Raw genomic sequence first — 24,001 nt, 5'->3', positions numbered from 1 at the left:
AATAATTGTACAAGAATGAACAAAATGCAAGACAAGAATCAAAAGCTGCCGTGGGATAATCCGCGCTTTAAAAACTGGATTGCGGTTGCGAGAGCCGGCAAAGCGGTTGAACGCGCGCTGGCGCAGGGACTGGCACCCTTCGATCTCAAGATCGCCGACCTCGATGTGCTGATGAATATTTATCGCCACCCCGGCGAATCGCAGCACGATCTCGCGCGCCGGATTTTGGTCGGACGCTCGAACATCACGATGTTGCTGCCGAAACTGGAGAATCGGGGATTGCTAATGCGCACCGGCGATCCGGTAGACAAACGCATCATTCGCCTTACTCTCACGCCGGACGGCGAAAAGCTGCTCGGTGAAGCGCTTTTAGTCTATACCGATCTGATCGACCGCGTCATGGCGCAATCGACCGCAGCGCAATGCAATGCGATGGGCAACATGATGCGGCGTATCGCGGATATGCTGGAAAAGGATTAAGCTCGATTAGCGGTCGCGCTTGAGCCCTTTTTCGGCCAGCTCGTCGAGATAAGTCTGCCACAGCGTCTCCTTATCGGTGCCGAGCTTATGCAGATAGGTCCAGGAAAACAGGCCGGTGTCGTGCATGTCGTCAAAGGTTATGCGCACCGCATAATTGCCGACCGGCTCGACCTTGATGATTTCGACGTTGCGCTTGCCGCCAACCGTAATGCGTTGTTCGGGAGAATGGCCCTGCACTTCTGCCGACGGAGAAAGCACGCGCAACAGCTCGGCTGTTAGTTCAAATCGCTCTCCGTTGTCGAAAGCCACCGTCAGCAATTTGCGGTCGCTGGAAACGCGCAGTTCGGTCGGCCAAACGTCGCTCATCACTTTTCTCCATATTGAGCTTGCTCCGTCATCGTCGAAGCTTGCTTGTGATAGGCCGCATGTCAAATTACCGCAAGGGTATTGAAACTGCTTCAGCCGCGCAAAACTGGACAATGCGTGGCGGAAGCCTTATCTCATAAGAACGGGTCGATACTGCGTCGCACCTCATGGAAACAATGGCTTCACAGATGAAAACCTTGCAGGCACAGCCCCTTGTTTCTCCAACCGGACCGATGATCGATCCTTTCGGGCGGATGGTCAGCTATCTGCGTGTTTCGGTGACGGATCGTTGCGACTTCCGCTGCACCTATTGCATGGCGGAACATATGACCTTTCTTCCCAAGAAGGATCTGCTGACGCTTGAAGAGCTGGAACGGCTTTGCACCGTGTTCATCGACAAGGGCGTGCGCAAGCTGCGGCTCACCGGCGGCGAACCGCTGGTGCGCAAGAACATCATGCATCTGATCCGCGGGCTTTCGCGCCATCTGGCATCCGGAGCGCTGGATGAACTGACGCTGACCACCAACGGCTCGCAGCTTGCGCGCTTTGCCCATGAACTGGCCGATTGCGGCATGAAGCGCATCAATGTCTCGCTCGATACGCTGAACCCTGACAAGTTTCACGAAATAACCCGCTGGGGTGATCTCGCACGTGTGCTAGAAGGCATCGATGCCGCCCAGAAGGCCGGTATTCGTGTGAAGATCAATGCCGTGGCGCTCAAAGATTTCAACGAGCTCGAAATCCCCGAGCTGATCCGCTGGGCTCATGGTCGCGATATGGACCTGACGCTCATCGAAACCATGCCGATGGGCGAAATCGAATTCGACCGCACCGATCAGTATCTGCCGCTGTCGCAGGTGCGTAATGATCTGTCACGTCAGTTCACGCTGACCGATATTCCGTACCGGACGGGCGGCCCTGCCCGCTATGTCACGATCGAGGAAACTGGCGGTCGCCTCGGCTTCATCACACCTCTGACGCATAATTTCTGCGAAAGCTGCAACCGCGTCCGCCTCACCTGCACAGGCATGCTTTATATGTGCCTCGGCCAGAATGACGATGCCGATCTGCGCAAGGTGCTGCGGGAAAACGACAGCGATACGTTTTTGAGCCGGGCTATCGATGAGGCAATCTCGCGCAAACCCAAGGGCCATGATTTCATCATTGATCGCGATCATAACCGCCCAGCTGTGGCGCGCCACATGAGCCTGACGGGTGGTTAATCCCCGCGCTATACTTTTAGGCGAAAATAATCACAAATAATTGTCGCGCAATAAACTTTAACAAGGTATTGGATTCTAAACTGGATTCTATACCGTGCTGCAGTCAGATAATTTCCGCGCAAGTATTTATATGCTTCTCGCCATGGGCACCTTCACCATCGGGGACAGCATAACCAAATTCCTTCTCACGGAAATGAACAGCGGGCAGTACATGCTGATCCGCGGTTTTTTTGCCACTTCGATGATTGGTTTTTTGGCCTGGCGTCATGGCGCGCTGCGCAATCTTTCTCTGGAGTGGATGACGGTCCTGCGCGTGCTGGGCGAAGTCGTTGCGACAATCACTTACATTGTCTCGCTGGGTCATCTTTCCCAGGCGTTCTGTTCCGCCGTGTTTCAGGCCACACCTTTGGTCGTCACGCTGGGCGCTGCAATCTTTCTCAAGGAAAAAGTTGGCTGGCGGCGCTGGGTCTCCATTCTGGTGGGCTTCGTCGGTGTAATCATCATCATTCGCCCCGGTTCAGCCGGTGCGGCAAGCCTCGGTGCCGTTGGCATTTTGCTGGCGAGTGTCGCTTGCGCGGCCATGCGCGATATTGCAACGCGCCGTGTGCCCGCCCATGTGCCGACATTCTACCTTTCCACGCTTACCGCCGGTGCGATTGCGGTTACCGGCGGCGTATTGACCGTCCCCATGGGCGGTTGGCAGCCTGTCGGCCTTCTTTCCATCGCGACCTTGCTGGGCGCAGCCGTTGCTTTTGCTGATCGGATATCACTTTATCATTCTCGCCATGCGTGAGGGCGAAGTGTCCTTCGTGTCCCCGTTCCGCTATTCCAGCCTGCTCTGGGCGATAGGCTTGAGCATTGCAATCTTTGGTGAAGCGCCGGATGCGTATACAATTGCTGGATCTGTTCTGGTCGTCGGAAGCGGCATTTACATGGTCTATCGCGAAAACGCGCTCAAGAAGCGTGAGAAGAACAAAAGCACTCTGGCGTCTATTCCAACCGGCCTCGGACCAAAATGATGACCATCAAGGATGTAGCCGGTGCGATCATCGCGGGCGGATTATCGAGCCGTATGCGCGAAGGCGGAATAGACGGTGACAAATTCCTGCAGGTTTTGGGTGCCGGTTCCGTCATTGGTGAAGTCGCCGCACGGCTGAAACCGCAGGTGAGCGCGCTTTTCATCAATGCCAATGGCGACGCCTCCCGACTGTTCAGCCTCGGCCTACCGGTTGTAGCGGACATTTCCGCATCACATGGCGGTCCGCTGCCCGGCATCCTCACGGCGCTCATCCACGCAAAAAATTCGACATGGCTGCTGACCGCAGCGGCGGACACGCCGTTTCTGCCTGCCGATCTGGGAGAGCGGCTTTTCGAACGTCAACGAGCGACCGGCAAGGACATCGTTCTTGCAAGCTCCGCCGGGCATATTCACCCGATCTTTGGCCTGTGGCGCACGCAGCTGGCGGATCGTCTGAAAGACTGGCTTTCAACCGCAGAGAAAGCCAGTGTTCTCGCTTTCGCACGCGATGTTGAATTTGAAACGGTGGACTTTCCGCTCTTGGCGACCAAGGATGGCGCGGAGAACTATGATCCCTTCTTCAATATCAACCGGCCCGACGACCTTGTCGAAGCCCGGCGATTGCATAGACTGAACGGAGATACGGAATGACACATAAGCTTTTCGGCATTACGGGCTGGAAGAATTCCGGCAAGACCACACTGACCGAAAAGCTCGTGCGCTGCCTGACCGAACGTGGCTATCGCATCGCCACGATCAAGCACGCGCATCATAATTTCGACATCGATCACGAAGGCACCGATTCCTGGCGGCATCGTCAAGCAGGTGCCGCAGAAGTGGCCATCGTTTCGGAGCGCCGCTTCGCCATCATGCATGAAAATCTCGACGGTCCGGAAATCGCCCTGCAAGACATCGCGGACAAGCTTGCGCCGTGCGATTTGATTCTCGTCGAGGGCTATAAGCGCGAGCCGCACAAGAAAATCGAGCTTCGCCGAACGGGCAGCCATGATGGCCCGCCGCTCGCCGAAAACGATCCAAGCATCGTCGCCATTGCAACCGATCATCCACAGTCGGGCTTGAGCCTGCCGGTCTTCGATATCAATATGGTCGATGAAATCGCCGATTTCATCCAAAATGAAATGGCACTTTGAGCAATTCCCTATCGCTTTCCGCCAAAACGTCAGCATTCACTATTTTGCCACGTCTTTCGGCGGAATAGCCTGTGAATTCCACAATAATTATACGCAAAATTATTACGCAACCCATCTTGCCTTCGGGTGAAAAGTGGTGGGAATATCGTGCTCAGATTGGAGGGCGGCGGCGAAGATGCGAAAAAATATTGCGCAGCCTCCGTTGAACCATCTATTGGTAGCCACAGGAGGAATGACTATCAATCGGTAATCCTCAATTTTAAATTGCAATTGCACTACAGATGGCTGAACCAGAACAATAATCAGGGAACCAGCCTGAGTAAACGAGAGGACTAAATATGCGCGTATTGAAGCGTATCGTAGCAGCAGCTTCGGTTGCAACCATTGCAACCATGGCAGGCGGATTGGCCATTGGCGCCGCAAATGCCCAAGAGCCCTTGAAGCTCACCATCGCCACCGAAGGCGCCTACCCCCCTTCAATTTCATCAAGCCGGACGGCACCCTTTCGGGATTTGACGTCGATATCGCGAAAGCACTTTGCGATGAGATGAAGGCTCAGTGCACGTTCGTCACTCAGGAATGGGATGGCGCAATTCCGGCCCTTCAGGCTGGCAAGTTCGACGCTTTCATCGCTTCCATGTCGATCACCGACGAGCGCAAGAAGCAGGTCGATTTCTCGAACAAATATTACAACACGCCTCCGGGCATCGTCGCTCCGAAAGATAGCGACATCAAGGGCGTGACCAAGGAAGATCTCGCTGGCAAGACGATCGGCGTTCAGGTTTCCACCACCCATGCCAACTACTCGGAAAAGACCTTTACCGACAGCACGATCAAGGCCTACCCGACTGCCGAGGAATACCGCCTCGATCTGGCCAATGGCCGTCTCGACGCCGCCAATGACGACAGCGTAACGCTGGGCGAATGGCTGAAGACGCCGGATGGCGCCTGCTGCAAGATGGTCGGCACCTTCCCGCCGGTTGTTGAAATTCACGGTCCCGGTGCGGGCGTTGCCTTCAAGAAAGGCCGCCCGGAACTGATTGAAAAGTTCAACGCGGCCATCAAGGCGATCCGCGCCAACGGAAAGTACAAGGAAATCAACGATAAGTACTTTGAGTTTGACGCCTACGGCGCCGAAAACTAAGTTGCTTTGAAGAAGTTTGCGCCGGTTTGTGTCACACAAACCGGCGCACATCATTTATGGCAGACCATTCGGTAGAAGCGCTCGAAACAGAGACCGCCGGATTTGGTATCCGCCCAGAAAAAAGAAAAAAGGCGATGGAACATTACGCCACTTTATTGAGTTTCGGCCCCGAAGGTTGGTCGAGGAGCATCGCCTGGGGGCTATTGGTCACTGTCACTCTGGCAATCGCCACTCTGCCCGTTGGCCTCGTTCTCGGATTTCTGGTTGCTTTGGGGAAGCAATCGAGCGAACCATCGATCCGACTGGCCTCGAATATCTACACGACCATTTTCCGCGGCCTTCCAGAACTGCTGACCCTGTTTCTGGTGTATTTCGGCGCTTCGCTCGGCCTACAGAAACTGCTGGCGCTCTTCGGCATCAATGCGAATGTCGAGATCAACGCCTTTGCCGCCGGTATGGTGGCGCTCGGTTTCGTCTTCTCGTCCTATTCGAGTGAAGTCTTCCTGTCCGCTTTCCGTGCCATTCCGCGTGGCCAATATGAAGGCGGTTACGCTGTCGGCCTGTCGCACTGGCAAACCATGCGCAAGGTCATCCTGCCGCAATTGATCCGCATCGCCCTGCCCGGCCTTGCCAATCTGTGGCTGGTGCTGCTGAAGGACACGTCGCTGGTGTCCGTGATCACATTGTCCGACATCATGCGTCAGACATCCATCGCAGCGCGCGTGACCAAGGAGCCGTTTCTGTTCTTCGGCGTCGCCTGCCTGCTCTATCTCGCTCTCGCGATCATCTCGTCCTATTTCATCAACCGCATTGCCCAATGGGCTGATGCGGGCAGCAATCGTTCGCGGGGTGCATGATCATGAGCGAAGCCGTCACTCAAACCAGTGCTGCCGTCATGGCGCCGCCGCCCGTCGTCCGCGAATGGACCCGCGCTCGCATTGCAGGCCACATCTTCGTCGGCATATGGGCTTTGCTCTTCGCTGGGCTCGCCATCTATCTCTACAATGTCTGGCGCATCGATCTCTTCGAAACTTATGGACCGCGCTACTGGTCCGGCCTGCTGATCACCCTGAAACTGGTCGTGGTGTCGATCCTTGTCGGCGCTGCATTGTCGATCCCGATCGCAGCCGCACGCATGTCGAACAATCGCTGGCTGAAAGCCATCGCCTTCGGCTATGTGTATTTCTTCCGCGGCACGCCGCTTCTGGCGCAAACCTTCCTGATCTATTACGGCTTCGGCACTTTCCGGCCTTTCCTAGAAAGCATCGGTCTGTGGGTGTTTTTCCGTGATGCATGGAATTGCGCCATTCTGGCCTTCTCGCTCAATACGGCTGCCTATCAGGCTGAAATCCTGCGCGGCGCGATCCAGAGCGTTGCCATGGGCCAGTGGGAAGGTGCCGCGGCGCTGGGCATTTCCAAGCGCGTGACGTTCTGGAAGGTCATTCTTCCACAGGCGCTGATCGTTGCGCTGCGTCCATACGGCAATGAAATCATCCTGATGATCAAGGGCTCGGCCATTGTGGCCATCATTACGGTTCTCGACCTGATGGGTGAAACGCGCCGCGCCTATTCCCGCACTTTCGATTTCCAGACCTATCTCTGGGCAGCCGTGATCTATCTGCTGATCGTCGAAGCGCTGCGCCACATCTGGGATTATCTCGAACGGAAGCTGACACGGCATCTTGTTCGTTGATTTACCAGATAGACCTTAAATTTAGCCCTCGGCAGCCTTGCAGCTTCCGGGGGCTATCTGTTTAATCAACAATATGTCTTCGCTGCCACGCAGCGCACAGACAATTTCTCAAGCATAGCAATGGGCAATATCATGCTGAAAATCTGGGGTCGCACCAATTCCACCAATGTCAAGAAAGCGCTCTGGATCGCGCAGGAGCTTGGCCTTGATTACGAACAGATCGACGTGGGCGGCCAGTTTGGCGGCCTGGACGACCCGGCCTTCCTCGCGCGCAATCCCAATGGCCTCATTCCGCTTGTCGAAGACGGAGAAACCGTGCTCTGGGAATCGAATGTCATCACGCGTTATCTGGCTGCAACCTATGGCAAAAACAGCCTGTGGATCGAAAACCCGGCCAAGCGGGCGCAAGCGGAAAAATGGATGGATTGGGCGTCCAACACGCTCTACAGCGATTTCAGCAATGTGATGAAGCATATGATCCGCCTGCCGGAAGACAAGCGCGATCCGGCAATCCTGCAACGCGGTCTCGACGGCCTTGCCCGTTCCATGAAGATTGCCAATGACGGTCTCGGCCAAGCGCCGTGGTTCTCCGGAGACGCGTTTGGCATCGGCGACATTCCGATTGGCTGCTATGCCTATGCATGGTTCGAGTTCCCCATCGAACGCCCCTCGCTTCCGCAGCTCGAAAGCTGGTATGAGCGCCTGAAAGAGCGCCCTGCCTACCGTTCGGCTGTGATGACACCCCTCACCTGATCAAACGGTCCACAAACTATCCAGAGGAATGAACGAATGACGACGACTGCAAAAGTAGCCTTTCTCGGGCTGGGCGTGATGGGCTATCCAATGGCAGGACACCTCAGGAACAAGGGTGGCCACGACGTTACGGTTTATAACCGTACGACGGCAAAAGCGGAAAAATGGGCGAAGGAATTCGGCGGCAGTTTCGCCGCCACGCCCGCAGAAGCCGTGCGCGATGCCGATTATGTATTCGCCTGCGTCGGCAATGATGACGATCTGCGTTCGGTAACAATCGGCCCGGACGGCGCTTTCTCGACAATGAAGAAAGAAGCGATTTTCATCGACAACACGACGGCTTCCGCCGAAGTTGCACGTGAGCTTTCGGAAGAAGCGCAGAAGCTTGGCATTCATTTCATCGATGCGCCGGTTTCTGGCGGTCAGGCTGGCGCGGAAAACGGCGTGTTGACCGTGATGGTTGGTGCCAGTGAGCCGGTTTTCGAGCGCGCCAAGCCGATCATCGACGCCTATGCCCGGTCTGTCGGTCTCATGGGTCCGGTCGGTTCGGGACAGTTGGCCAAGATGGTGAACCAGATTTGCATCGCCGGTCTCGTTCAGGGGCTGGCCGAGGGCATTCATTTTGGCAAGAAGGCCGGTCTCGACATCGAAAAGCTCATCGCGGTGATTTCCAAGGGCGCTGCCGGTTCGTGGCAGATGGAAAACCGCTCCGCCACGATGAACCAGGGCAAATATGATTTCGGCTTTGCCGTCGACTGGATGCGGAAGGATTTGGGCATCTGCCTTGACGAAGCAGACCGCAATGGCGCGCTTCTGCCCGTCACGGCGCTTGTCGATCAATTCTACAAAGAAGTGCAGAAGATCGGCGGAAATCGCTGGGATACGTCTTCTCTGCTGGCGCGTCTGGAGCAGAAGTGAACATCAACTGAGTTCAGCTCAGGAGAAAAGCCCGGCATGCCCGCCGGGCTTTTTTATATTAGCCGCGTTCAATCAGAACTTGACCATCGCCGTCAGCGACAGCCCGCTGACAAAATCATCGTCGAGTACGCCCTCGGAACCCAGCAGACTGCGCTCACCGTCGGCAAGCGTCGTGTCAACCTTTCCTGAGACCAGCCAACCCGCAGCGCCCGCCAGACGAAACTCGACTTGGTCACTTGGCTTGTAACCGGCGCCAAGGCTAAACAACCAGAGGTCCGTCTGCGTGGTGAGGCCCGTGCTGGTGCCGCGATCCCAGGTTAAAGTCCCGTCGAGAGACCAGTGGTTGTCGAACGTGTGAGCAACACCGCCCCTCAAAGTCCAGCCGTCCTGATAATAGAGGTTCAGGCTGGTAACTCTGGTGCCAATAGGGAGAACCGCACTGTCAGCCGCAACAAAATCAACCGACGTCACGCTTGACCAGTCCATCCATTCTATCGAGCCAAAAGCCAGCCAACCGGGCGTTATACCCCCCCTGAAATTTGAATTCGACGGATTGAGGTGTTGCAACGTCACTGCTCACATCAATCGGTTCGCCGCGCCCGGTGATTGGGTTCAAAATCAGATTATCAACAGTGCCTTCAAGGCCGTACTTGACCGCAGATTGATAAACGATGCTCGCACGGATCGCATATTCAGGAATTTCATAGGCAGCGCCAATTCGCCAGCCAAACGACTGGTCATCTGCATCCAGAGAAGCGGCGCGAAACGGGCTTCCGGGAATGCCGTCAGGATTGCGGGAAAAATGTGGGACCATTCTAGTCTGCTGGCCGCGCAGTTCCTGATAGCTGACGCCACCCAGAATACGGAAATAGCCCATCGCGCCCGCATCAAAACGATAGGCACAGTTCACACCGTAATCGTTCGACGTGATCTTCTGTTCGATCGAGGTGTAAGAGTGAACCGTTTCAATGCCCGCATCGGTGTCGATGCCCCAAGGCTGACGGTATTGCGCAGCACAGGCAAGATCGCTGGTCAGATCGAACTTGGCCGAAATCTTCGGCACCCAAAGTCCCTTCGCCTCTTCGATACCTTTTTCGAACGGGCGGCCTGTCGCCGGGTTGATACCGCCATTCGTGTCGCTGGCGACCGAGCCACCGATTTTCGTCAATCGACGCTGGGGAGCCACATAAATCGCCGACGTATCGACCGCGTTTCCCTGTTCGAACAGAATATCGAAATCCTGCGAACTCGTCTCGAAAGCTCCGGCGTGAGCGACGACCGCTCTTCCACACAGCACTGCCGCGATACAACTGATTTGAAAGCCGCGTCCGCCCATAAATCTCCCCCAAGAAGCTGTGGCATTAACGTGGACGCAAACGTAAAACGGGAAGAAACGGAGCTGCAATATCCAACCAATAGCGGGTTAATTGTGCGGCCAAAGCGCCCCCCCGAGCAAATTGGCTCAGCGACGGAATTCCGATAACTCACGATCAGAATTCCGCTAAAACCGCCGTTTTTGGCCTGTTTCCGCCTGCTGCGAATGCGCAATGGCGTGCTTGCGAAACCGAACCGCCGGTTCGATTACTTTAGACGATTCTGGAATTAAAATTTCCCCGGACCGATCACGCAAAAAGCCCGGCAGCGGCAACTGCCGGGCTGATACATAAAGGGCCGGAACATCGTTAGGATGCTCCGGCCCTTGATTTATACTTGATCCGATGGATCAGAACTTGACCTTCGCCGTCAGCGAGAGGCCGCCGACGAAGTCGTTGTCGAATTCACCCTTCGAACCCGATGCGCTTGGCACACCAGCAACGACGGTATCATCCAGTTCGCCCGAGGTCAGCCAGCCGGCAGCACCGGCAAGACGAATTTCAAACTGATCGTTCGGCTTGTAGTTCGTGCCAAGACCGAACAGCCAGATATCGGTCTGCGATGTGAGACCCGTGCTGGTGCCACGATCCCATGTCACAGTTCCTGCAACCGACCACTGATCGTTGAGCTTGTGACCAACGCCACCGCTCACAGTCCAGCCGTCCTGATAATACAGGTTCAGGCTCGTGATCTTGGTACCGGTCGGAACAATCTTGCTATCGGAAGAGGCAAAATCAACCGAGGTCAACGACGACCAGTCAGTCCACTTCACCGAACCGAATGCAAGCCAATCGGGCGCAATACCGGTCTGGAACTTGAATTCCACCGACTGCGGCGTTGCAACATCGCTCGATACGTTGATCGGCAAGCCCTTGCCGGTGAGCGGGTTCAGAGCCAGATTGTCGATGGTGCCTTCGAGATTATACTTGACCTCAGACTGGTACACGATGCTGGCGCGCATCGCATATTCAGGAATTTCGTAAGCCGCACCAAGACGCCAGCCCACAGATTCATCTTCCACGTCAAGAGAAGCGACGCGCCACGAGCCGCCGAATGGATGACCTATTGGCGGGATTGCCTTAGTCTGTTCGCCGCGGAGTTCCTGATAGCTCACGCCACCGAGAATGCGGAAATAGCCCTTTTCGCCAGCGGCGAAACGATAGGAACAGTTCACGCCATAATCGTTCGAGGAAATCTTCTGCTCGATGGCGACAAAGCTCCGGACCGAGTCGAGGCCAACATCGGTATGGATGCCCCAAGGCTGACGATATTGCGCCGCGCAAGCCAAATCCGAGGTCAGATCGAACTTTGCAGATGCTTTTGGCACCCAATAGCTCGTCGCTTCGTCAACCGACGTACCATAGGGCTGATAGCCGTTGAATGGGTTTCTTCCACCAGTCGCTGCTCCAACCGCAGAGCCACGAATATTCTTGAGCTTACGCTGCGGCGCGACAAAAGTCCCGGACGCATCGACAGCATTTCCCTGCTCAAACAGGATATCAAAATCCTGCGAGCTACGTTCCAGACCACCCGCGTGAGCGACAACCGCACTCCCAAGCAGTACCGCTGCAATTCCCCCAATTTTTAAGCCGCGTCCGCTCATTATGTCCTCCCAGATAGCAACCGGCATTAACGTTGACGCAAACGTAAAACAGGAAGGATTCGACCTGCAATATCCAATCATTCGCGGGCTATGAGCAGCTTCGAAGTCGCTTCTTTCAAAACGCTTAAAATACGGGGCGTTTCTCCATTTGGTGGAAACATTCCGACAAATGTAGACCAGAAATTCGCCCAAATTGCCCCTTTTTCGGCCATATTTCGGCCTTGTTGCGAAAGGGCAACATTTTCAAAAAACAATCGAAACGCCGGTTCGATGCGGTCCAAAGCCCCTTGAAACGCAACTTTTCCGCGACATACCGCACAAAAAAACACCCGGCAGTTTTCGCTGCCGGGTGTTGATTCGTGAAAGTCTTACGTTGCGGAACGCGTCAAATCAACCTGCGTCACGGATACGTGACTCAGCTGTCGCAACCCGCTCCGCGGCTTCCTTCAGCTCGACCAAACGCTCGCGTTCGGCTTCAACGACCTCTTCCTTGGCATTGGCCACGAACTTCTCGTTCGACAACTTCTTCTCGATCCGGTCGATATCAGCGGCAATCTTGCCTGCTTCCTTGGCCAGACGTGCAGCTTCAGCCTTGAGATCGATCAGCTTGCCGAGCGGAATGCAGATCGTCGCTTCACCGAGCAGCATCTGCGCTGCCCCCTTCGGAGCCTGCGCTTCGAAGGTCACGCTTTCAACACGGGCCAGACGCTTGATCGCAGCGTCGTGACGTTCAAAACGTTCCGTCGACGTTGCGTTGGCGTCAAGAACGACGACTGGTGCCACAGCACCTGCCGGGACGTTCATTTCCGCGCGCACCGAGCGGATACCGGTGACGAGATCGACCAGCCAGTTGATATCGGCAGCCGCGTCTTCATCCGCGAAGGAAAGCTCCGGCCAGTCGGCCAGTGCCAGAACCGTATCGCGCTTCTTGCCTTCACCAGCCGTCAGCGTCCACAGTTCTTCCGTCATGAACGGCATGAACGGATGCAGCAACTTATAGATCTGATCCAGACAGTAAGCAGCCGTAGCCTGCGCTTCGGCCTTTGCCACTTCATCGTCGCCCATGAAGATCGGCTTGAGCAATTCCAGATACCAGTCGCAGAACTGGTTCCAGACAAAGCGATAGGCCGCACCAGCCGCTTCATTGAAACGGTAATTGGCAATGCCCTCGGTCACGGAACGCGTGGCCTTTGTCAGTTCGGTCAGAATCCAGCGATTGACCGCAAGCCTTGCGTTTTCCGGATGGAAATCCGCGTTGAGCTCAACGCCATTCATCTGCGCAAAACGCGTCGCATTCCAGAGCTTGGTGCCGAAATTGCGGTAGCCCGCGATACGCGCCGGATCGAGCTTAACGTCGCGGCCCTGCGCGGCCATGATGGCCAGCGTGAAACGCAGTGCATCGGCGCCATATTCGTCCATCAATTCCAGCGGGTCGATGACATTGCCCTTGGATTTCGACATCTTCGCGCCGTGCTTGTCACGAACGAGCGCGTGCAGATAGACCGTATGGAACGGGATTTCCTCCATGAAATGGAGGCCCATCATCATCATGCGGGCAACCCAGAAGAACAGAATGTCGAAGCCGGTCACCAGAACGCTGGTCGGGTAATAGGTCGCGAGTTCCGGCGTCTTGTCGGGCCAGCCCAGCGTCGAAAAAGGCCACAAGCCCGATGAGAACCAGGTGTCCAGAACGTCGGTGTCGCGTTCCAGAGCAACGTCTTCGCCATAATGCGCCTTCGCAGCCGCTTTGGCTTCGGCTTCGCTCTTTTCAACGAAACAGGCGCCATCCGGGCCATACCACGCCGGAATCTGGTGTCCCCACCATAGCTGACGCGAAACGCACCACGGCTGAATGTTCTCCATCCAGTCGAAATAGGTCTTTTCCCAGTTTTTAGGCACGATCTGGGTGCGACCGTCGCGAACAGCGGCCATGGCAGGCTTGGCCATTTCGGCTGCGTTCACATACCACTGGTCGGTCAGATAAGGCTCGATCGGCACGCCGCCGCGATCACCATGCGGAACGGCATGGGTGTGATCCTCAACCTTTTCCAAATAGCCGCGCTCGTCCATCAACTCAACGATACGCTTGCGCACCGCAAAGCGATCCTGTCCGTCCAGCTCGGCGATCAGCGCCTTCAGTTCCGGCGTGAGCTGCAGGCCTTCGAGGAAGTCGTTATTGTCTTTCAGCGTGACAGCCGCTGCCGGCGTCAGAATATTGATCGCGCGCAGATCATTGCGCTTGCCGACTTCGAAGTCGTTGAAATCATGCGCAGGCGTGATCTTGACCGCGCCGGAACCAGCTTCCGGATCAGCGTAATCATCAGCGACAATCGGAATATGACGGCCAACGAGCGGCAGAACGACATCATTGCCGACCAGAGCGTGATAGCGCTCATCCTTCGGATTGACCGCAACGCCGGTATCGCCCAGCATGGTTTCCGGACGGGTCGTCGCGACAACAATGTAAGTATGCGGATTTTCTGAATCGAACGGCACATTTTCCAGCGGATAGCGGAAGTGCCAGAGATGCCCTTTCGTCTCACGGGATTCGACTTCAATGTCGGAAATCGCCGTCAGCAGCTTCGGGTCCCAATTGACCAGTCGCTTGTCACGATAGATCAAGCCCTGCTTGTGAAGCGTGACGAAGACTTCCAGAACAGCGCGCGACAGGCCCTCATCCATGGTGAAGCGCTCGCGCGACCAGTCGCACGACGCGCCAAGCCGACGCAGCTGATTGGAGATCATGCCGCCGGATTCTGATTTCCACTGCCAGATACGCTCGATGAACTTCTCGCGGCCCATGACATGGCGGTTCGGCTCCTGCCTCTCGGCCAGCTGACGCTCGACAACCATCTGGGTGGCGATACCGGCATGATCCATGCCCGGCTGCCACAGCACGTTCTTGCCGCGCATGCGCTCAAAACGAACCAGAATGTCCTGAATCGTGTTGTTGAGCGCGTGGCCCATATGCAGCGATCCGGTGACATTCGGCGGAGGAATGACCACGGCAAAAGGATCGGCTCCTGGCTTCGCTCCTGCTCCCGCTTTAAATGCCCCAGCTTCTTCCCAGCGTTCGGCAATTTTCGGCTCTATGGCCGCGGCGTCATAAGTCTTCTCAAGCATGGAATTATCCGGTCTTTTTGCGCAATGAAAGGATTGAGCGCTCAATAACAACAAACGGGTGATAAATCACTTTAAAAGTGAAAACCCGCCTGCGAGACAGACGGGCTTTTGAACTCAAAGGCCGTTTTAGACAGGCAACACGTCGATTATCGGTCGCCGCGCACCACCCGTTCGATTTCTTCACGAACAAGCCGCTCCACAAGGGTGGGCAGATTGTTGTCCAGCCAATCCTGCAACATCGGACGAAGAATCTCTGCAGCGATATCATCAAACGAACGACGCGGTTCCGACCGCACGACGTGGCTCAAATCCTGGAAGGCGGCGGCCACCTGACGTTCTGCCACTTGTGACAGAATATGGGAAGCCGTAGCCGCCTTTGCCAGTGGTTCGGGTGCGGTCGTAGCAGCGGTAGCAACCGGCGTTTCTGAAACTGGTTCCTCGACGGGCGCAGCGCTTGCCTCGACAGGCTCTTCAAGGTCAGGTTCAAGCAGTTCGTCGATGGCTTCGGCGATGCCATCTTCCAATGAGCGATCAAGCGCCTCTATCGAAACATCCTCTTTTGCAGCTTCCGGAGCAGTTGCGGCAGGCGCGTTCGGGGACAGTTCGGCGGCGCGCCGGTCATCGTTCTGGGCGTCGAGAACAATGTCCTCTTCTTCCTCTTCGATTTCCGGTTCCGGTGCGGGCGCGGCTTTGACCGGCGCATCAATCGAGCCGCGCAACACCGGCTCATCTTTTAGAATATCGCGCATCATGACCGGCTTTTCTGCCGCTCTGGAAACCGGAGGTTCTGCAGCGGGCTGTTCCTGCGCAGGCACTGGGCGACGGAACTCTGCCACCTCGCCGCGCAACGGAAAATTCGCCGTGGTGGACACAGGGTGGCGGCTCACATCGCTGTCTTCAATAATGCGCCGGATGGAAGCGAGAATCTCTTCCATGGACGGTTCGCGTGATGCGCTGGATGTCTGTGCCATAGCTGTCCATCTTCCCTATTTCAGAATAGAGCAATGCGCGCGTGTGAGCGACGCAAGGTTCTCCTTCTCTGTTTGGAGCAGCCGTTCCGGCGCGGAAAACCGTTCCGCAGCTTCGCAAGCCGCGTCCTGCAAAGGACAGAGAATCAATGAATTAAGGGTACCGGACGTTCGACGATTTGAGAATCCCCGCAAGAGAGCCAGCCAATTGAACCCACAGCTTTATCATTTTGTTAAGAATTGATCGCCGCCGCTCGCGAATCATCATCAAACAAAAACGGCGCCCGAAGGCGCCGTTTGATCTGAATTCTCGCTGATCAGCGACCGTCCGGCGTGCGCAGGCCGAACCACTTGTCCTTGACGGCCTCGTAATGTTCTTCCGGCTTATATTCAGCCACCTGAAGGCCCATCTGCTTCGAGGTCATGCGGCCGGTCGCGTTGAGAAGCGCATAGCTGGCGACAACCACATCATGCTCCGACTGGACCAGGCTGATTTCGGCGGCAGTCAAATCGTTCTGCGCGTTCAACACGTCGAGCGTGGTGCGCTGACCAACCTTGCGTTCTTCGACCACACCATCCAGCGCGAGCTGGGCGGCGGCGATACCATCGCGATTTGCCTTGACCGAAGCGCGGGCAGCTTCTAGCTGCGACCATGCCGAACCAATGGCTTCACGAACCTGATCGCGCACAACGTCAACTTCGATGCGCGCCTGACCAAGCTGTTCCTTGGACTGGCGAATCTGCGCCGAGGTGCGGCCACCCGTATAAATTGGAATGGTCACGCCAATACCGACCGAAGCGGAATTGCCGTCACCCACCGTCGAACCGGCATAAGTATCGAGACGGCTGGCGCCAGCCGACAGACCAACGGTTGGCAGCATTGCGCCTTCCTTGGCCTTCACGTTGTAGCCAGCGGCATTCACCGCATATTGCGTTGCTAGAATGCCGGGATGGCCTGCCTGCGCGATTGCGAAAGCCTCGCTCGGCGACTTGGGCAGGTTCTTCGCTGCCGCAGCAGCAGACAGCTTGCCCGGCTGCGCACCAACGATACGGATATAGGTGGCTTCTGCCGACTTGATATTGGCGCGGGCACTATTCAGTTCGGCAACTGCTGTCGAACGGCTGGCTTCAGCCTGCGCAACGTCCGTGCGCGTGCCTTCACCAACATCCAGACGTGCGCGAGCTGCACGCACCTGTTCGTTCATCGCAGCCAGATTCTTCTCGCGAAGCACGGCGATCTGGCGATTCTGATAAACGTCCATATAGGCGGCGACAGCGCTATAGAGCGTGTTCTGCTCGTCATTGCGCATATTTTCGCGCTGGGCAAAAACCTGCGTTTCCGCTGCGGCGACATTATTCTTGGTCTGGAAACCGTCGAACAGCATCTGGTTCAGCTGAATGCCGACCGTGCCACTGGTGCGGTAACCGCTCGTCGGCGAACGACTGCGGCTTGCATCATAAGTACCGGTAATCTGCGGGCGATAATTGGACTTGGCGATCGCCACGTTCTCGTCCTGAATGCGCACACCTGCGCGGGACGAGTTGAGCGTGGCGTTATTCTTATAAGCCTTGACCAGTGCACCAGGCAGGGTTTCAGATAAGGCGGACTGCCCCGATAAAACGGTGCCGGCCAACAATGCTGCCGCTGCGACCAGTCCTTTGTATGTTTTAAACACCGGGTACCTCATCTTAAGAACAGCCAATTTCAGTAAATCGAACCAATCAGTTCGGGCAACCTTAAATAACCTTTAAAATCGGTTATTTCCATCGCCCTGCCCAGAGCATGCACAAAGAAATTCCGCAGCGTTGCAGAATTGTACCAATCCCCGAAATTAAAATTCGAACTGTGGAATCCGCTCGAATCCCGGAAGTGGGCGCACCGCAGTGTTGAACGCAATGCGTCCCGATGCAACACCATTTTCTTTAACGTAAATCCGGGCAACCGAGGCATTTCCGCGGCCTTCGACGGCGACGAGGCGTCCGCCTTCCTTAAGCTGCTGGAACAAGGCGTCCGGAACGAAATCCACGCCGCCCTCGATCATGATCACATCGTAAGGTGCTTCCGAAGGATAGCCGGCATGCAGGTCGCCCGACACAATCACAACATTGTCATAGCCGAGTTCGGCAAGACGCGCGGTCGCAGCCGCAGAAAGTGCAGAATCACTCTCCAGTCCGATAACCGAACCGGCCAGATGCGACAGGATCGCCGAGGAATAACCAGTGCCACATCCGATATCCAGCACGACATCGTTCTTGTTCACGTCGGCGAGCTGAACGAGCTTGGCGAAAGGCGACGGCTCCATCAGATAGCGTGGTGCAGAACCTTCGGTCTCAAGCCGCTGGTCTTCGTCAATATAGGCAACAGCCTGACGCACAGTCGGTACGAAAGCTTCCCGCGGTACCGCCAGGAATGCATCGATAACCGCCAGATCGGTTACGTCCGTCGTACGGATCTGATTGTCGACCATCTTTGTGCGAAGATCCTGGAAATCGGCTGCCATAGCCCTCAACCCTTCATTATCGCCTAACGCGATGTTTCATATCACAAAGCACTCCGCAGCGTTGGTTCAAACCCCGCTGCGAGTGCACCATAAACGAGATTTGCCGTTGATGTGGCAAAAATCGCTGGTGCAGTCAATGAAACAGCTGCGAAACACCCGCATTTGCGGCACTTGAACTCACCATAACGAACCTTTTCAGCCCCACTTTCCTTGCGGAAAGAAAATGCCGGAAAGCGAGGCTTCCCGGCACCTACATCCTGTCTTGTCCCGGCGCAAGCGCTGGCAAAATCACATTATTGAGCGTTTGCAGCCGGATAACCCGCTGCGGCCAGCGCGGAAACCACGGCATCTCTGGACGCATCGCCGCCAAACTCGACTTCCTTGGTTTTGAGGTCGATTTCAATCGGCGCCGTAGCATCGAGCTTGCGCAGGGCGGCAGTCACGCTATCGGCACAGCCGCCACATTTCATCTTGGGAATAGTCAATTTCATCACGGGTAACGCTCCACACTTGATATACACACGTTATGCACCTTGCCATCGTGGTAAGGTCAAGCGTGAAAAAGCCATCAGCGATCAGGGCTTATTTCACCTTTCTATTCCGTTGCCGGGATCAAAGAATTATGGGGCTTCACAGGCTTCCGGCACGCTTTTTTCAAGCTCCAGTTCCGATTTGCTCAGCGAGCCGGTCATGATTTCAATCGGCTTGAAGGGCGGCTCTTCCTGCATGGCGGGATTGGTAAGATGAATTGTGTAGCAGCCGCCGAAGACTTCCTTCTTGCCATCATTGCTCTCGGCTTCGATGGCCAGCGGCTGGCTCCAATAGATTTGGCCAGCCCCCGGATCGGGTTCGGTCTTGCGCAAAGCGACCTTGACGCTTTTGGTGTTCTCGTAGCCCTTCACAAAGGTCTTGAAGTCGGGCTCCCGCCCCTCTTCCGAGTAATACCCATAAGCCCGCGTATATTCCTTGCGGTTGATCGCATTATAGTAAGATCCGATTAGCGCCTGCGGCGAAGACCGGTCGTCGCGATATTCCGGGACCGTAACACCATTGGCGGCATCCTGCGTCTGTTCGGATGGCTTGGTCTCTTCCACGGGCGCCTTTGTTTCCGCAGCCTCTGGCTTCTTCTGCGCTGTCGGCTCGGCGTTTTCCTTCGCCGCAGGCTTCTGTGCTTCCTTCGCGGCAGGTTTCGGCGCTTCCTGCGCATAGGCCTGCGGGAGAGCAACAGACAAGCCGAGCGCGCTCGCGAGAACAGCCAGTCTCAGAGATTTCATCCGATCGATCGACATTCACATCTCCTCTTTCCCAAAGCCCGCCAGCCGGGCACCCGGCCTGTGCTCTCGATTTGGTGTCTTGCGGTAATGATGTTACAACACTAACTATAGTGAAAACGTGGCAGCGAGGTCGAAACTCGCGGGTTTCACACGAGATTGGTTGATTCTCGCGCATGAAGCCACACTTTCGAAGCCACTGCATAACACCGGAAGAGATGAACCATGGGCCGTTTCGCAGTCATGACGCTAACCGAAGCCGCAGCAAATCGCGTTCGCGAGATTGTTGAGTCGCGTGAAGGCGCGCTGGGTATTCGTGTCGGTGTGAAAAAAGGTGGCTGCGCAGGCATGGAATATACCATCGATGTCGCCAATGAAGCGAAAGCCGGTGACGATGTTGCCGAGAAAGATGGCGCCAAGGTCTTTATCGCCCCGGAAGCCGTGCTTTTCCTGCTCGGAACCCAGATGGATTTTGAAGTGACGACGCTGCGCACCGGTTTCGTGTTCAACAACCCGAACCAGACCTCTGCCTGCGGCTGCGGTGAATCGGTTGAGCTGACGCCCGCCTCGGCAGAAAGCCTCCGCCAGATGCAAGGCGCCGCCTGATCTGATTTAAGCGGCTGGTCTTCCGAAGGAATCTCCCCAATGGATGACGAAACCCTCCGCGATCTGCTGCAGGATTTCGGCCCGATCAGCATCCGCCGCATGTTCGGCGGCAAGGGCATTTATCATCAGGGGTTGATCTTCGCGCTTGTGGTTCGCGACGAACTCCTTTTCAAAGCCGACGCATTGACCAGTCCGCGTTTCATCGATGCCGGATCGGTGCAGTGGACCTATGAAGGGCGCAAAGGCGGCGATCCGATCGGCATGCCTTATTGGAGCGTGCCGGGCGAAGCCTTCGATGATCCAGAAATCATGACTGAGTGGGCGCGCCTCGCCTATGAAGCCGCCCTGCGCAGCGGTCCATCAAAACCCCAAAAGAAATCGGCCGCGAAGCGTTCCTTCACGGCCGAATAACAATCTCAAAACTGCAGTCTGCTTACATGCCCGTCGGAATGAGCATGAAAGCAGGGATATCGTTGCCGAAACCAACCGGCGACGGACCATCATCATCGCGATCACGACGGCGCTGCTTATGCTGGTCATGCTGCGGCCTGCCACGACGTTCATCGTTGGAAGCGCGGATCGCGTCGCGGCGGTCGTGGGATTCGATAATGGGCTGCGGCTGTTCCGCCGGATCGAGCGCTTCAATCGAAGCGACCTTTTCCTTCGGTTTATCCATGCTCTTGTCCCGCCCCTTGTCTTTGCCCTTGCTGTCGCGCTGGGAGTCCTTGCCCTTGCCACGCGCATTCCGGCCCTTGCGCGGCTGATCATCGGCCTCGTCGGACGGTGCAAGCGTGGACAGATCGCCATCGACCCATTCAATCTTCTCGCCAATCATGTTTTCAATCGCGGCAAGGTATTTCGTGTCCGACGGCGTCACGATGGTGAACGCCTTGCCGGAGCGACCAGCGCGGCCTGTACGGCCAATGCGGTGGACATAGTCTTCCGAGTGAATCGGCACATCGAAGTTGAAAACGTGGCTGACGTCAGGAATGTCGAGACCACGTGCGGCCACATCGGAAGCGACCAGCAGCTGCAGCTTGCCGTCCTTGAAGTTGGACAGCATCGTCATGCGGGCGCGCTGGTCCATATCGCCATGCAAGGCACCGGCGTTGAACTCGTGACGCACCAGCGAACGGAACAGCTCCGACACATCCTTCTTGCGGTTGCAGAAGATGATCGCATTCTTGAGCGTGTCGCCTTCGGCGCGGATAAGATCGCGCAATGCGGCGCGCTTGTCCCAATCCTTCTTGCTCGACTTGACCAGACGCTGCGTCACGGTCTTGGCCGTGGACGAAGCCTTGGCCACTTCGATCCGGGATGGCGAATGCAGGAACTGCTCGGTGAGCTTGGTGATTTCCGGCGGCATGGTCGCGGAGAAGAACAGCGTCTGGCGCGTGAACGGGATCAGCTTGCAGATGCGTTCGATGTCCGGGATGAAGCCCATGTCGAGCATACGGTCTGCTTCATCGATGACCAGAATTTCAACGCCGGTCAGCAAAAGCTTGCCGCGTTCGAAATGATCAAGAAGACGGCCCGGCGTTGCAATCAGCACGTCCGCGCCGCGCTCCAGCTTGCGCTCCTGTTCGTCGAACGAAACGCCGCCGATCAGCAGGGCGACGTTCAGGCGATGATTGACGCCATATTTGACGAAGTTTTCTTCAACCTGCGCTGCGAGTTCACGCGTCGGCTCCAGAATGAGCGTGCGCGGCATACGTGCGCGAGCGCGGCCTTTTTCCAGGAGCGTCAGCATCGGCAGAACGAAAGAAGCCGTCTTGCCCGTCCCCGTCTGGGCGATACCAAGCACATCCTTGCGCTCTAACGCGGGCGGAATGGCGCCAGCCTGAATGGGTGTAGGCGCGGTGTATCCTGCCGCTTCTACAGCAGCAAGCACTTTCGGGGAAAGACCGAGTTCGGCAAATGTCGTCAATGGAGGCGCAGCTCTCTGGTTCGGAAACGTGTTCCGCCCATCCTGTCATTGCAGCCGCGTCATCGGGCGCAGGACCAAAGCAGAAAAGGCGTCTGCAACGCATCTAGCGTTTTCTTGCAGCATCGCCTACGTCCGCAGCGTGCAAAAGTCAACCAAAATACCATCATACGATATCAAATTGCTTTGATAGTTCTGCACAAAACGATAATCGACGCCAATCAACGCCTTTTCTAATCGAATTAAATCAAATTGATGACATTAGAGGATTGTCACACACGGAAGTTTTTCATCTTTGCTTGCGCATAATCTTACCCGAAATCTATAGACTTTTCAGATCAATGCCGGAACTGTTCCGTCAAAATCCGCTCGTCCCAGGAATGGTTCTTATCGAACAAAATGGCTACCTGGCTGTTCGGCGCCTCGCGCACCGTAACCGACGTTACCGATTTGACTTCGTTATTGTCAGCTACCGCATTAACCGGGCGCTTTTCCGTTTCAAGCAGATCCATGCGCACCGTTACATGCTTTGGCAGCAATGCGCCCCCCCCAGCGACGTGGCCGGAACGGACTCACCGGCGTCAGCGCCAGAAGCGGTGCTTCCAGAGGGAGGATTGGCCCCTGCGCCGACAGATTATAGGCCGTCGAACCGGCGGGCGTTGCAACCATCACACCGTCACAGACCAGCTCTTCCAGCCGCACCTTGCCGTCAATCGATATGCGAACCTTGGCTGCCTGATAGGATTGGCGAAACAGCGAAACTTCGTTGATTGCAAGCGCTTCGACCGGCGCTGAGTTTTCGGTCTCCGCGATCATGACCAGCGGGCGGATCGTTTCCATCTGTGCGGCGAGAATGCGCTCGCACAGATTATCGACGCTAAACTCATTCATCAGGAAGCCGACGGACCCGCGATTCATCCCATAGATCGGCGTACCGGTATTCATGAAATCACGCAGCGCCTGCAGCATGGTGCCATCGCCGCCGAGCGCAACGATGATATCGGCGTCTTCGCCTGCCACGTGGCCATAGCGTTTCACGAGTTCTTTCTGCGCCGCGAGTGATTCTTCACTCCCGGACGACAGAAAATGAAGCGCGAGTGATTTGTCTGTCATGTCTACCGTCTCGCTCCCCAGTTCAACCCTGATAAGTTTGCCATGTCCTCATCGCGGTCTACTGGCTAGCACATGAAAAACCCTGTTGCCATGACCTCAATGCGATGAATTTTCGTTTTACAGACGCGTCATTTGTGCTAATCGAGCGCTAACCGCGATGCGGAAGCGATTTGCGACCAAAACCGGTTCGATACAACACTGTATTGTGAAGTGCCCTTATAGCTCAGTTGGTAGAGCACCTGATTTGTAATCAGGGGGTCGGGAGTTCGAGTCTCTCTGGGGGCACCAATTTTTTCACGGTTGGAGCAAAACGCTCGCCGTTCACAATGACAAGATTACACTTCCTCAAAATTCAGAACCGCCGCAGACTGATATCTCTGATGGCATCTCAATCAGTCGCTTCGGAAGCTTGCAGCTTTATCAAAGCAAGAAATAGTTTATTTATCACCGATCAGAATATTCATAAAACTTCATATTAGAAACGTTCGTTTACAAATCAGCCCTAAACAGGACAATCTATAGATGTATATTTGAACAACTGGAATCATTGAGGATACTGATTATGAGAAAAATCTTTGCTGCAGCAATCGCCCTTTCCTTTATTTCTGCTCCGGTTGCATTTGCTGCTCAAAGCCACATCTCCTCGGGCTTGGTTCATCAGGTCAAAGCGGAGAAAAAGGCGAAAGCGAAAAAGCCATCCCCCAAAAGGCATGTGAAAAAGCCGGTAAAGAAGCCCATCAAAAAGCCAACACGGCATTAACACAAAACAGAA

General features: G+C 55.8%; 21 protein-coding genes, 1 tRNA gene and 4 pseudogenes. 14 read left to right on the top strand and 12 right to left on the bottom strand.

Annotated features, from left to right (window positions below; translation table 11 throughout):
• The first annotated feature begins 15 nt into the window (after positions 1-15).
• Positions 16-480 (top strand): MarR family winged helix-turn-helix transcriptional regulator, encoded by a 465-nt coding sequence (locus QLQ11_RS02800; RefSeq protein ID WP_121536226.1) that lies wholly within the window; start codon positions 16-18, stop codon positions 478-480.
• 6 nt (positions 481-486) lie between these two features.
• On the opposite strand, the gene QLQ11_RS02795 is transcribed toward QLQ11_RS02800, so the two are convergent.
• Positions 487-846, bottom strand: a complete 360-nt coding sequence (locus QLQ11_RS02795; RefSeq protein WP_109369115.1) for a gamma-butyrobetaine hydroxylase-like domain-containing protein — start codon at positions 844-846, stop codon at positions 487-489.
• 188 nt (positions 847-1,034) lie between these two features.
• Here QLQ11_RS02795 and moaA point away from each other — a divergent pair, with 188 nt between their 5' ends.
• From moaA to QLQ11_RS02750, 9 genes and pseudogenes are all read left to right on the top strand, one after another.
• Positions 1,035-2,069, top strand: a complete 1,035-nt coding sequence (gene moaA / locus QLQ11_RS02790) for a GTP 3',8-cyclase MoaA (protein ID WP_109370240.1) — start codon at positions 1,035-1,037, stop codon at positions 2,067-2,069.
• 130 nt (positions 2,070-2,199) lie between these two features.
• Positions 2,200-3,088, top strand: a pseudogene (locus QLQ11_RS02785) (DMT family transporter).
• Positions 3,085-3,738 carry a molybdenum cofactor guanylyltransferase MobA gene (gene mobA, locus QLQ11_RS02780; protein ID WP_371830785.1) on the top strand — a complete coding sequence of 218 codons (654 nt, stop codon included), beginning with the start codon at positions 3,085-3,087 and terminating at the stop codon, positions 3,736-3,738. The pseudogene QLQ11_RS02785 and the gene mobA overlap by 4 nt, the downstream one beginning before the upstream one ends.
• The gene (mobB, locus tag QLQ11_RS02775) at positions 3,735-4,238 is read left to right on the top strand and encodes a molybdopterin-guanine dinucleotide biosynthesis protein B (protein WP_109369118.1); all 504 of its coding nucleotides are present in this window, start codon (positions 3,735-3,737) and stop codon (positions 4,236-4,238) included. The genes mobA and mobB overlap by 4 nt, the downstream gene beginning before the upstream one ends.
• A gap of 338 nt (positions 4,239-4,576) precedes the next feature.
• Positions 4,577-5,382 (top strand): annotated as a pseudogene (locus QLQ11_RS02770) (ABC transporter substrate-binding protein).
• Positions 5,383-5,516: 134 nt separating this feature from the next.
• Positions 5,517-6,239: an ABC transporter permease gene (locus tag QLQ11_RS02765; protein WP_109370241.1), complete on the top strand. Its 723-nt coding sequence runs from the start codon at positions 5,517-5,519 to the stop codon at positions 6,237-6,239.
• A gap of 2 nt (positions 6,240-6,241) precedes the next feature.
• Positions 6,242-7,075 (top strand): ABC transporter permease, encoded by an 834-nt coding sequence (locus QLQ11_RS02760; RefSeq protein ID WP_109370242.1) that lies wholly within the window; start codon positions 6,242-6,244, stop codon positions 7,073-7,075.
• Between the two features lie 132 nt (positions 7,076-7,207).
• The gene (locus QLQ11_RS02755) at positions 7,208-7,828 is read left to right on the top strand and encodes a glutathione S-transferase family protein (RefSeq protein ID WP_109370243.1); all 621 of its coding nucleotides are present in this window, start codon (positions 7,208-7,210) and stop codon (positions 7,826-7,828) included.
• 36 nt (positions 7,829-7,864) lie between these two features.
• Positions 7,865-8,746: an NAD(P)-dependent oxidoreductase gene (locus QLQ11_RS02750; protein WP_283735861.1), complete on the top strand. Its 882-nt coding sequence runs from the start codon at positions 7,865-7,867 to the stop codon at positions 8,744-8,746.
• A gap of 72 nt (positions 8,747-8,818) precedes the next feature.
• On the opposite strand, the pseudogene QLQ11_RS02745 reads toward QLQ11_RS02750, so the two are convergent.
• The 9 genes and pseudogenes from QLQ11_RS02745 to QLQ11_RS02705 form a co-directional block, all read right to left on the bottom strand.
• Positions 8,819-10,082: pseudogene (locus QLQ11_RS02745) on the bottom strand (OmpP1/FadL family transporter).
• A gap of 387 nt (positions 10,083-10,469) precedes the next feature.
• On the bottom strand, positions 10,470-11,447 hold the full coding sequence (locus QLQ11_RS02740) for an OmpP1/FadL family transporter (RefSeq protein ID WP_371831521.1): 978 nt from the start codon (positions 11,445-11,447) through the stop codon (positions 10,470-10,472).
• A gap of 353 nt (positions 11,448-11,800) precedes the next feature.
• Positions 11,801-12,004, bottom strand: coding sequence for a hypothetical protein (locus QLQ11_RS02735; protein WP_171318385.1), 204 nt, complete (start codon positions 12,002-12,004; stop codon positions 11,801-11,803).
• A gap of 109 nt (positions 12,005-12,113) precedes the next feature.
• Positions 12,114-14,846: a valine--tRNA ligase gene (locus QLQ11_RS02730; RefSeq protein WP_109369124.1), complete on the bottom strand. Its 2,733-nt coding sequence runs from the start codon at positions 14,844-14,846 to the stop codon at positions 12,114-12,116.
• 146 nt (positions 14,847-14,992) lie between these two features.
• Positions 14,993-15,817 (bottom strand): PopZ family protein, encoded by an 825-nt coding sequence (locus QLQ11_RS02725; protein ID WP_109369126.1) that lies wholly within the window; start codon positions 15,815-15,817, stop codon positions 14,993-14,995.
• 314 nt (positions 15,818-16,131) lie between these two features.
• Positions 16,132-17,502 (bottom strand): TolC family outer membrane protein, encoded by a 1,371-nt coding sequence (locus tag QLQ11_RS02720; RefSeq protein ID WP_140025020.1) that lies wholly within the window; start codon positions 17,500-17,502, stop codon positions 16,132-16,134.
• A 144-nt stretch (positions 17,503-17,646) separates the two neighbouring features.
• Positions 17,647-18,315: a protein-L-isoaspartate O-methyltransferase gene (locus QLQ11_RS02715; RefSeq protein ID WP_109369128.1), complete on the bottom strand. Its 669-nt coding sequence runs from the start codon at positions 18,313-18,315 to the stop codon at positions 17,647-17,649.
• Positions 18,316-18,608: 293 nt separating this feature from the next.
• Positions 18,609-18,809 (bottom strand): heavy-metal-associated domain-containing protein, encoded by a 201-nt coding sequence (locus QLQ11_RS02710; protein WP_283735863.1) that lies wholly within the window; start codon positions 18,807-18,809, stop codon positions 18,609-18,611.
• A 126-nt stretch (positions 18,810-18,935) separates the two neighbouring features.
• Positions 18,936-19,604 (bottom strand): hypothetical protein, encoded by a 669-nt coding sequence (locus QLQ11_RS02705; RefSeq protein WP_371835906.1) that lies wholly within the window; start codon positions 19,602-19,604, stop codon positions 18,936-18,938.
• Positions 19,605-19,811: 207 nt separating this feature from the next.
• Between QLQ11_RS02705 and sufA the strand changes: the two genes are divergently transcribed.
• Complete coding sequence (gene sufA / locus QLQ11_RS02700) at positions 19,812-20,192, top strand: Fe-S cluster assembly scaffold SufA (protein ID WP_109369131.1); 381 nt, start codon at positions 19,812-19,814, stop codon at positions 20,190-20,192.
• 39 nt (positions 20,193-20,231) lie between these two features.
• Positions 20,232-20,603, top strand: a complete 372-nt coding sequence (locus tag QLQ11_RS02695; protein WP_109369132.1) for a TfoX/Sxy family protein — start codon at positions 20,232-20,234, stop codon at positions 20,601-20,603.
• Between the two features lie 22 nt (positions 20,604-20,625).
• On the opposite strand, the gene QLQ11_RS02690 is transcribed toward QLQ11_RS02695, so the two are convergent.
• Both QLQ11_RS02690 and QLQ11_RS02685 read right to left on the bottom strand, forming a co-directional pair.
• Positions 20,626-22,119, bottom strand: coding sequence for a DEAD/DEAH box helicase (locus tag QLQ11_RS02690; protein ID WP_121536232.1), 1,494 nt, complete (start codon positions 22,117-22,119; stop codon positions 20,626-20,628).
• A gap of 335 nt (positions 22,120-22,454) precedes the next feature.
• Positions 22,455-23,229, bottom strand: a pseudogene (locus tag QLQ11_RS02685) (NAD kinase).
• A gap of 212 nt (positions 23,230-23,441) precedes the next feature.
• Between QLQ11_RS02685 and QLQ11_RS02680 the strand changes: the two are divergent.
• Together QLQ11_RS02680 and QLQ11_RS02675 are read left to right on the top strand one after the other, a co-directional pair.
• A tRNA-Thr gene (locus QLQ11_RS02680) sits at positions 23,442-23,517 on the top strand.
• 274 nt (positions 23,518-23,791) lie between these two features.
• Entirely contained in the window at positions 23,792-23,989 is a 198-nt protein-coding gene (locus tag QLQ11_RS02675) for a hypothetical protein (RefSeq protein WP_371835905.1), read from the top strand.
• The last annotated feature ends 12 nt before the right edge of the window (positions 23,990-24,001 follow it).

It is taken from the genome of Ochrobactrum sp. SSR (assembly GCF_030067775.1).
Taxonomy (GTDB): Bacteria; Pseudomonadota; Alphaproteobacteria; order Rhizobiales; family Rhizobiaceae; genus Brucella; species Brucella teleogrylli.
The sequence above is the reverse complement of the archived record's forward strand: the minus strand, read 5'-3'. Positions and strand labels throughout refer to the sequence as shown.

Bases quoted from the DNA above. Each gene is read 5' to 3' on its own strand.
- mobA (WP_371830785.1), top strand. From the start codon at position 3,085: ATGATGACCATCAAGGATGTAGCCGGTGCGATCATCGCGGGCGGATTA.
- QLQ11_RS02765 (WP_109370241.1), top strand. From the start codon at position 5,517: ATGGAACATTACGCCACTTTATTGAGTTTCGGCCCCGAAGGTTGGTCG.
- QLQ11_RS02720 (WP_140025020.1), bottom strand. From the start codon at position 17,502: ATGAGGTACCCGGTGTTTAAAACATACAAAGGACTGGTCGCAGCGGCA.
- QLQ11_RS02725 (WP_109369126.1), bottom strand. From the start codon at position 15,817: ATGGCACAGACATCCAGCGCATCACGCGAACCGTCCATGGAAGAGATT.
- moaA (WP_109370240.1), top strand. From the start codon at position 1,035: ATGAAAACCTTGCAGGCACAGCCCCTTGTTTCTCCAACCGGACCGATG.
- QLQ11_RS02755 (WP_109370243.1), top strand. From the start codon at position 7,208: ATGCTGAAAATCTGGGGTCGCACCAATTCCACCAATGTCAAGAAAGCG.
- QLQ11_RS02800 (WP_121536226.1), top strand. From the start codon at position 16: ATGAACAAAATGCAAGACAAGAATCAAAAGCTGCCGTGGGATAATCCG.
- QLQ11_RS02795 (WP_109369115.1), bottom strand. From the start codon at position 846: ATGAGCGACGTTTGGCCGACCGAACTGCGCGTTTCCAGCGACCGCAAA.
- QLQ11_RS02750 (WP_283735861.1), top strand. From the start codon at position 7,865: ATGACGACGACTGCAAAAGTAGCCTTTCTCGGGCTGGGCGTGATGGGC.
- QLQ11_RS02715 (WP_109369128.1), bottom strand. From the start codon at position 18,315: ATGGCAGCCGATTTCCAGGATCTTCGCACAAAGATGGTCGACAATCAG.
- sufA (WP_109369131.1), top strand. From the start codon at position 19,812: ATGGGCCGTTTCGCAGTCATGACGCTAACCGAAGCCGCAGCAAATCGC.
- QLQ11_RS02760 (WP_109370242.1), top strand. From the start codon at position 6,242: ATGAGCGAAGCCGTCACTCAAACCAGTGCTGCCGTCATGGCGCCGCCG.
- QLQ11_RS02695 (WP_109369132.1), top strand. From the start codon at position 20,232: ATGGATGACGAAACCCTCCGCGATCTGCTGCAGGATTTCGGCCCGATC.
- QLQ11_RS02730 (WP_109369124.1), bottom strand. From the start codon at position 14,846: ATGCTTGAGAAGACTTATGACGCCGCGGCCATAGAGCCGAAAATTGCC.
- QLQ11_RS02705 (WP_371835906.1), bottom strand. From the start codon at position 19,604: ATGTCGATCGATCGGATGAAATCTCTGAGACTGGCTGTTCTCGCGAGC.
- QLQ11_RS02675 (WP_371835905.1), top strand. From the start codon at position 23,792: ATGAGAAAAATCTTTGCTGCAGCAATCGCCCTTTCCTTTATTTCTGCT.
- mobB (WP_109369118.1), top strand. From the start codon at position 3,735: ATGACACATAAGCTTTTCGGCATTACGGGCTGGAAGAATTCCGGCAAG.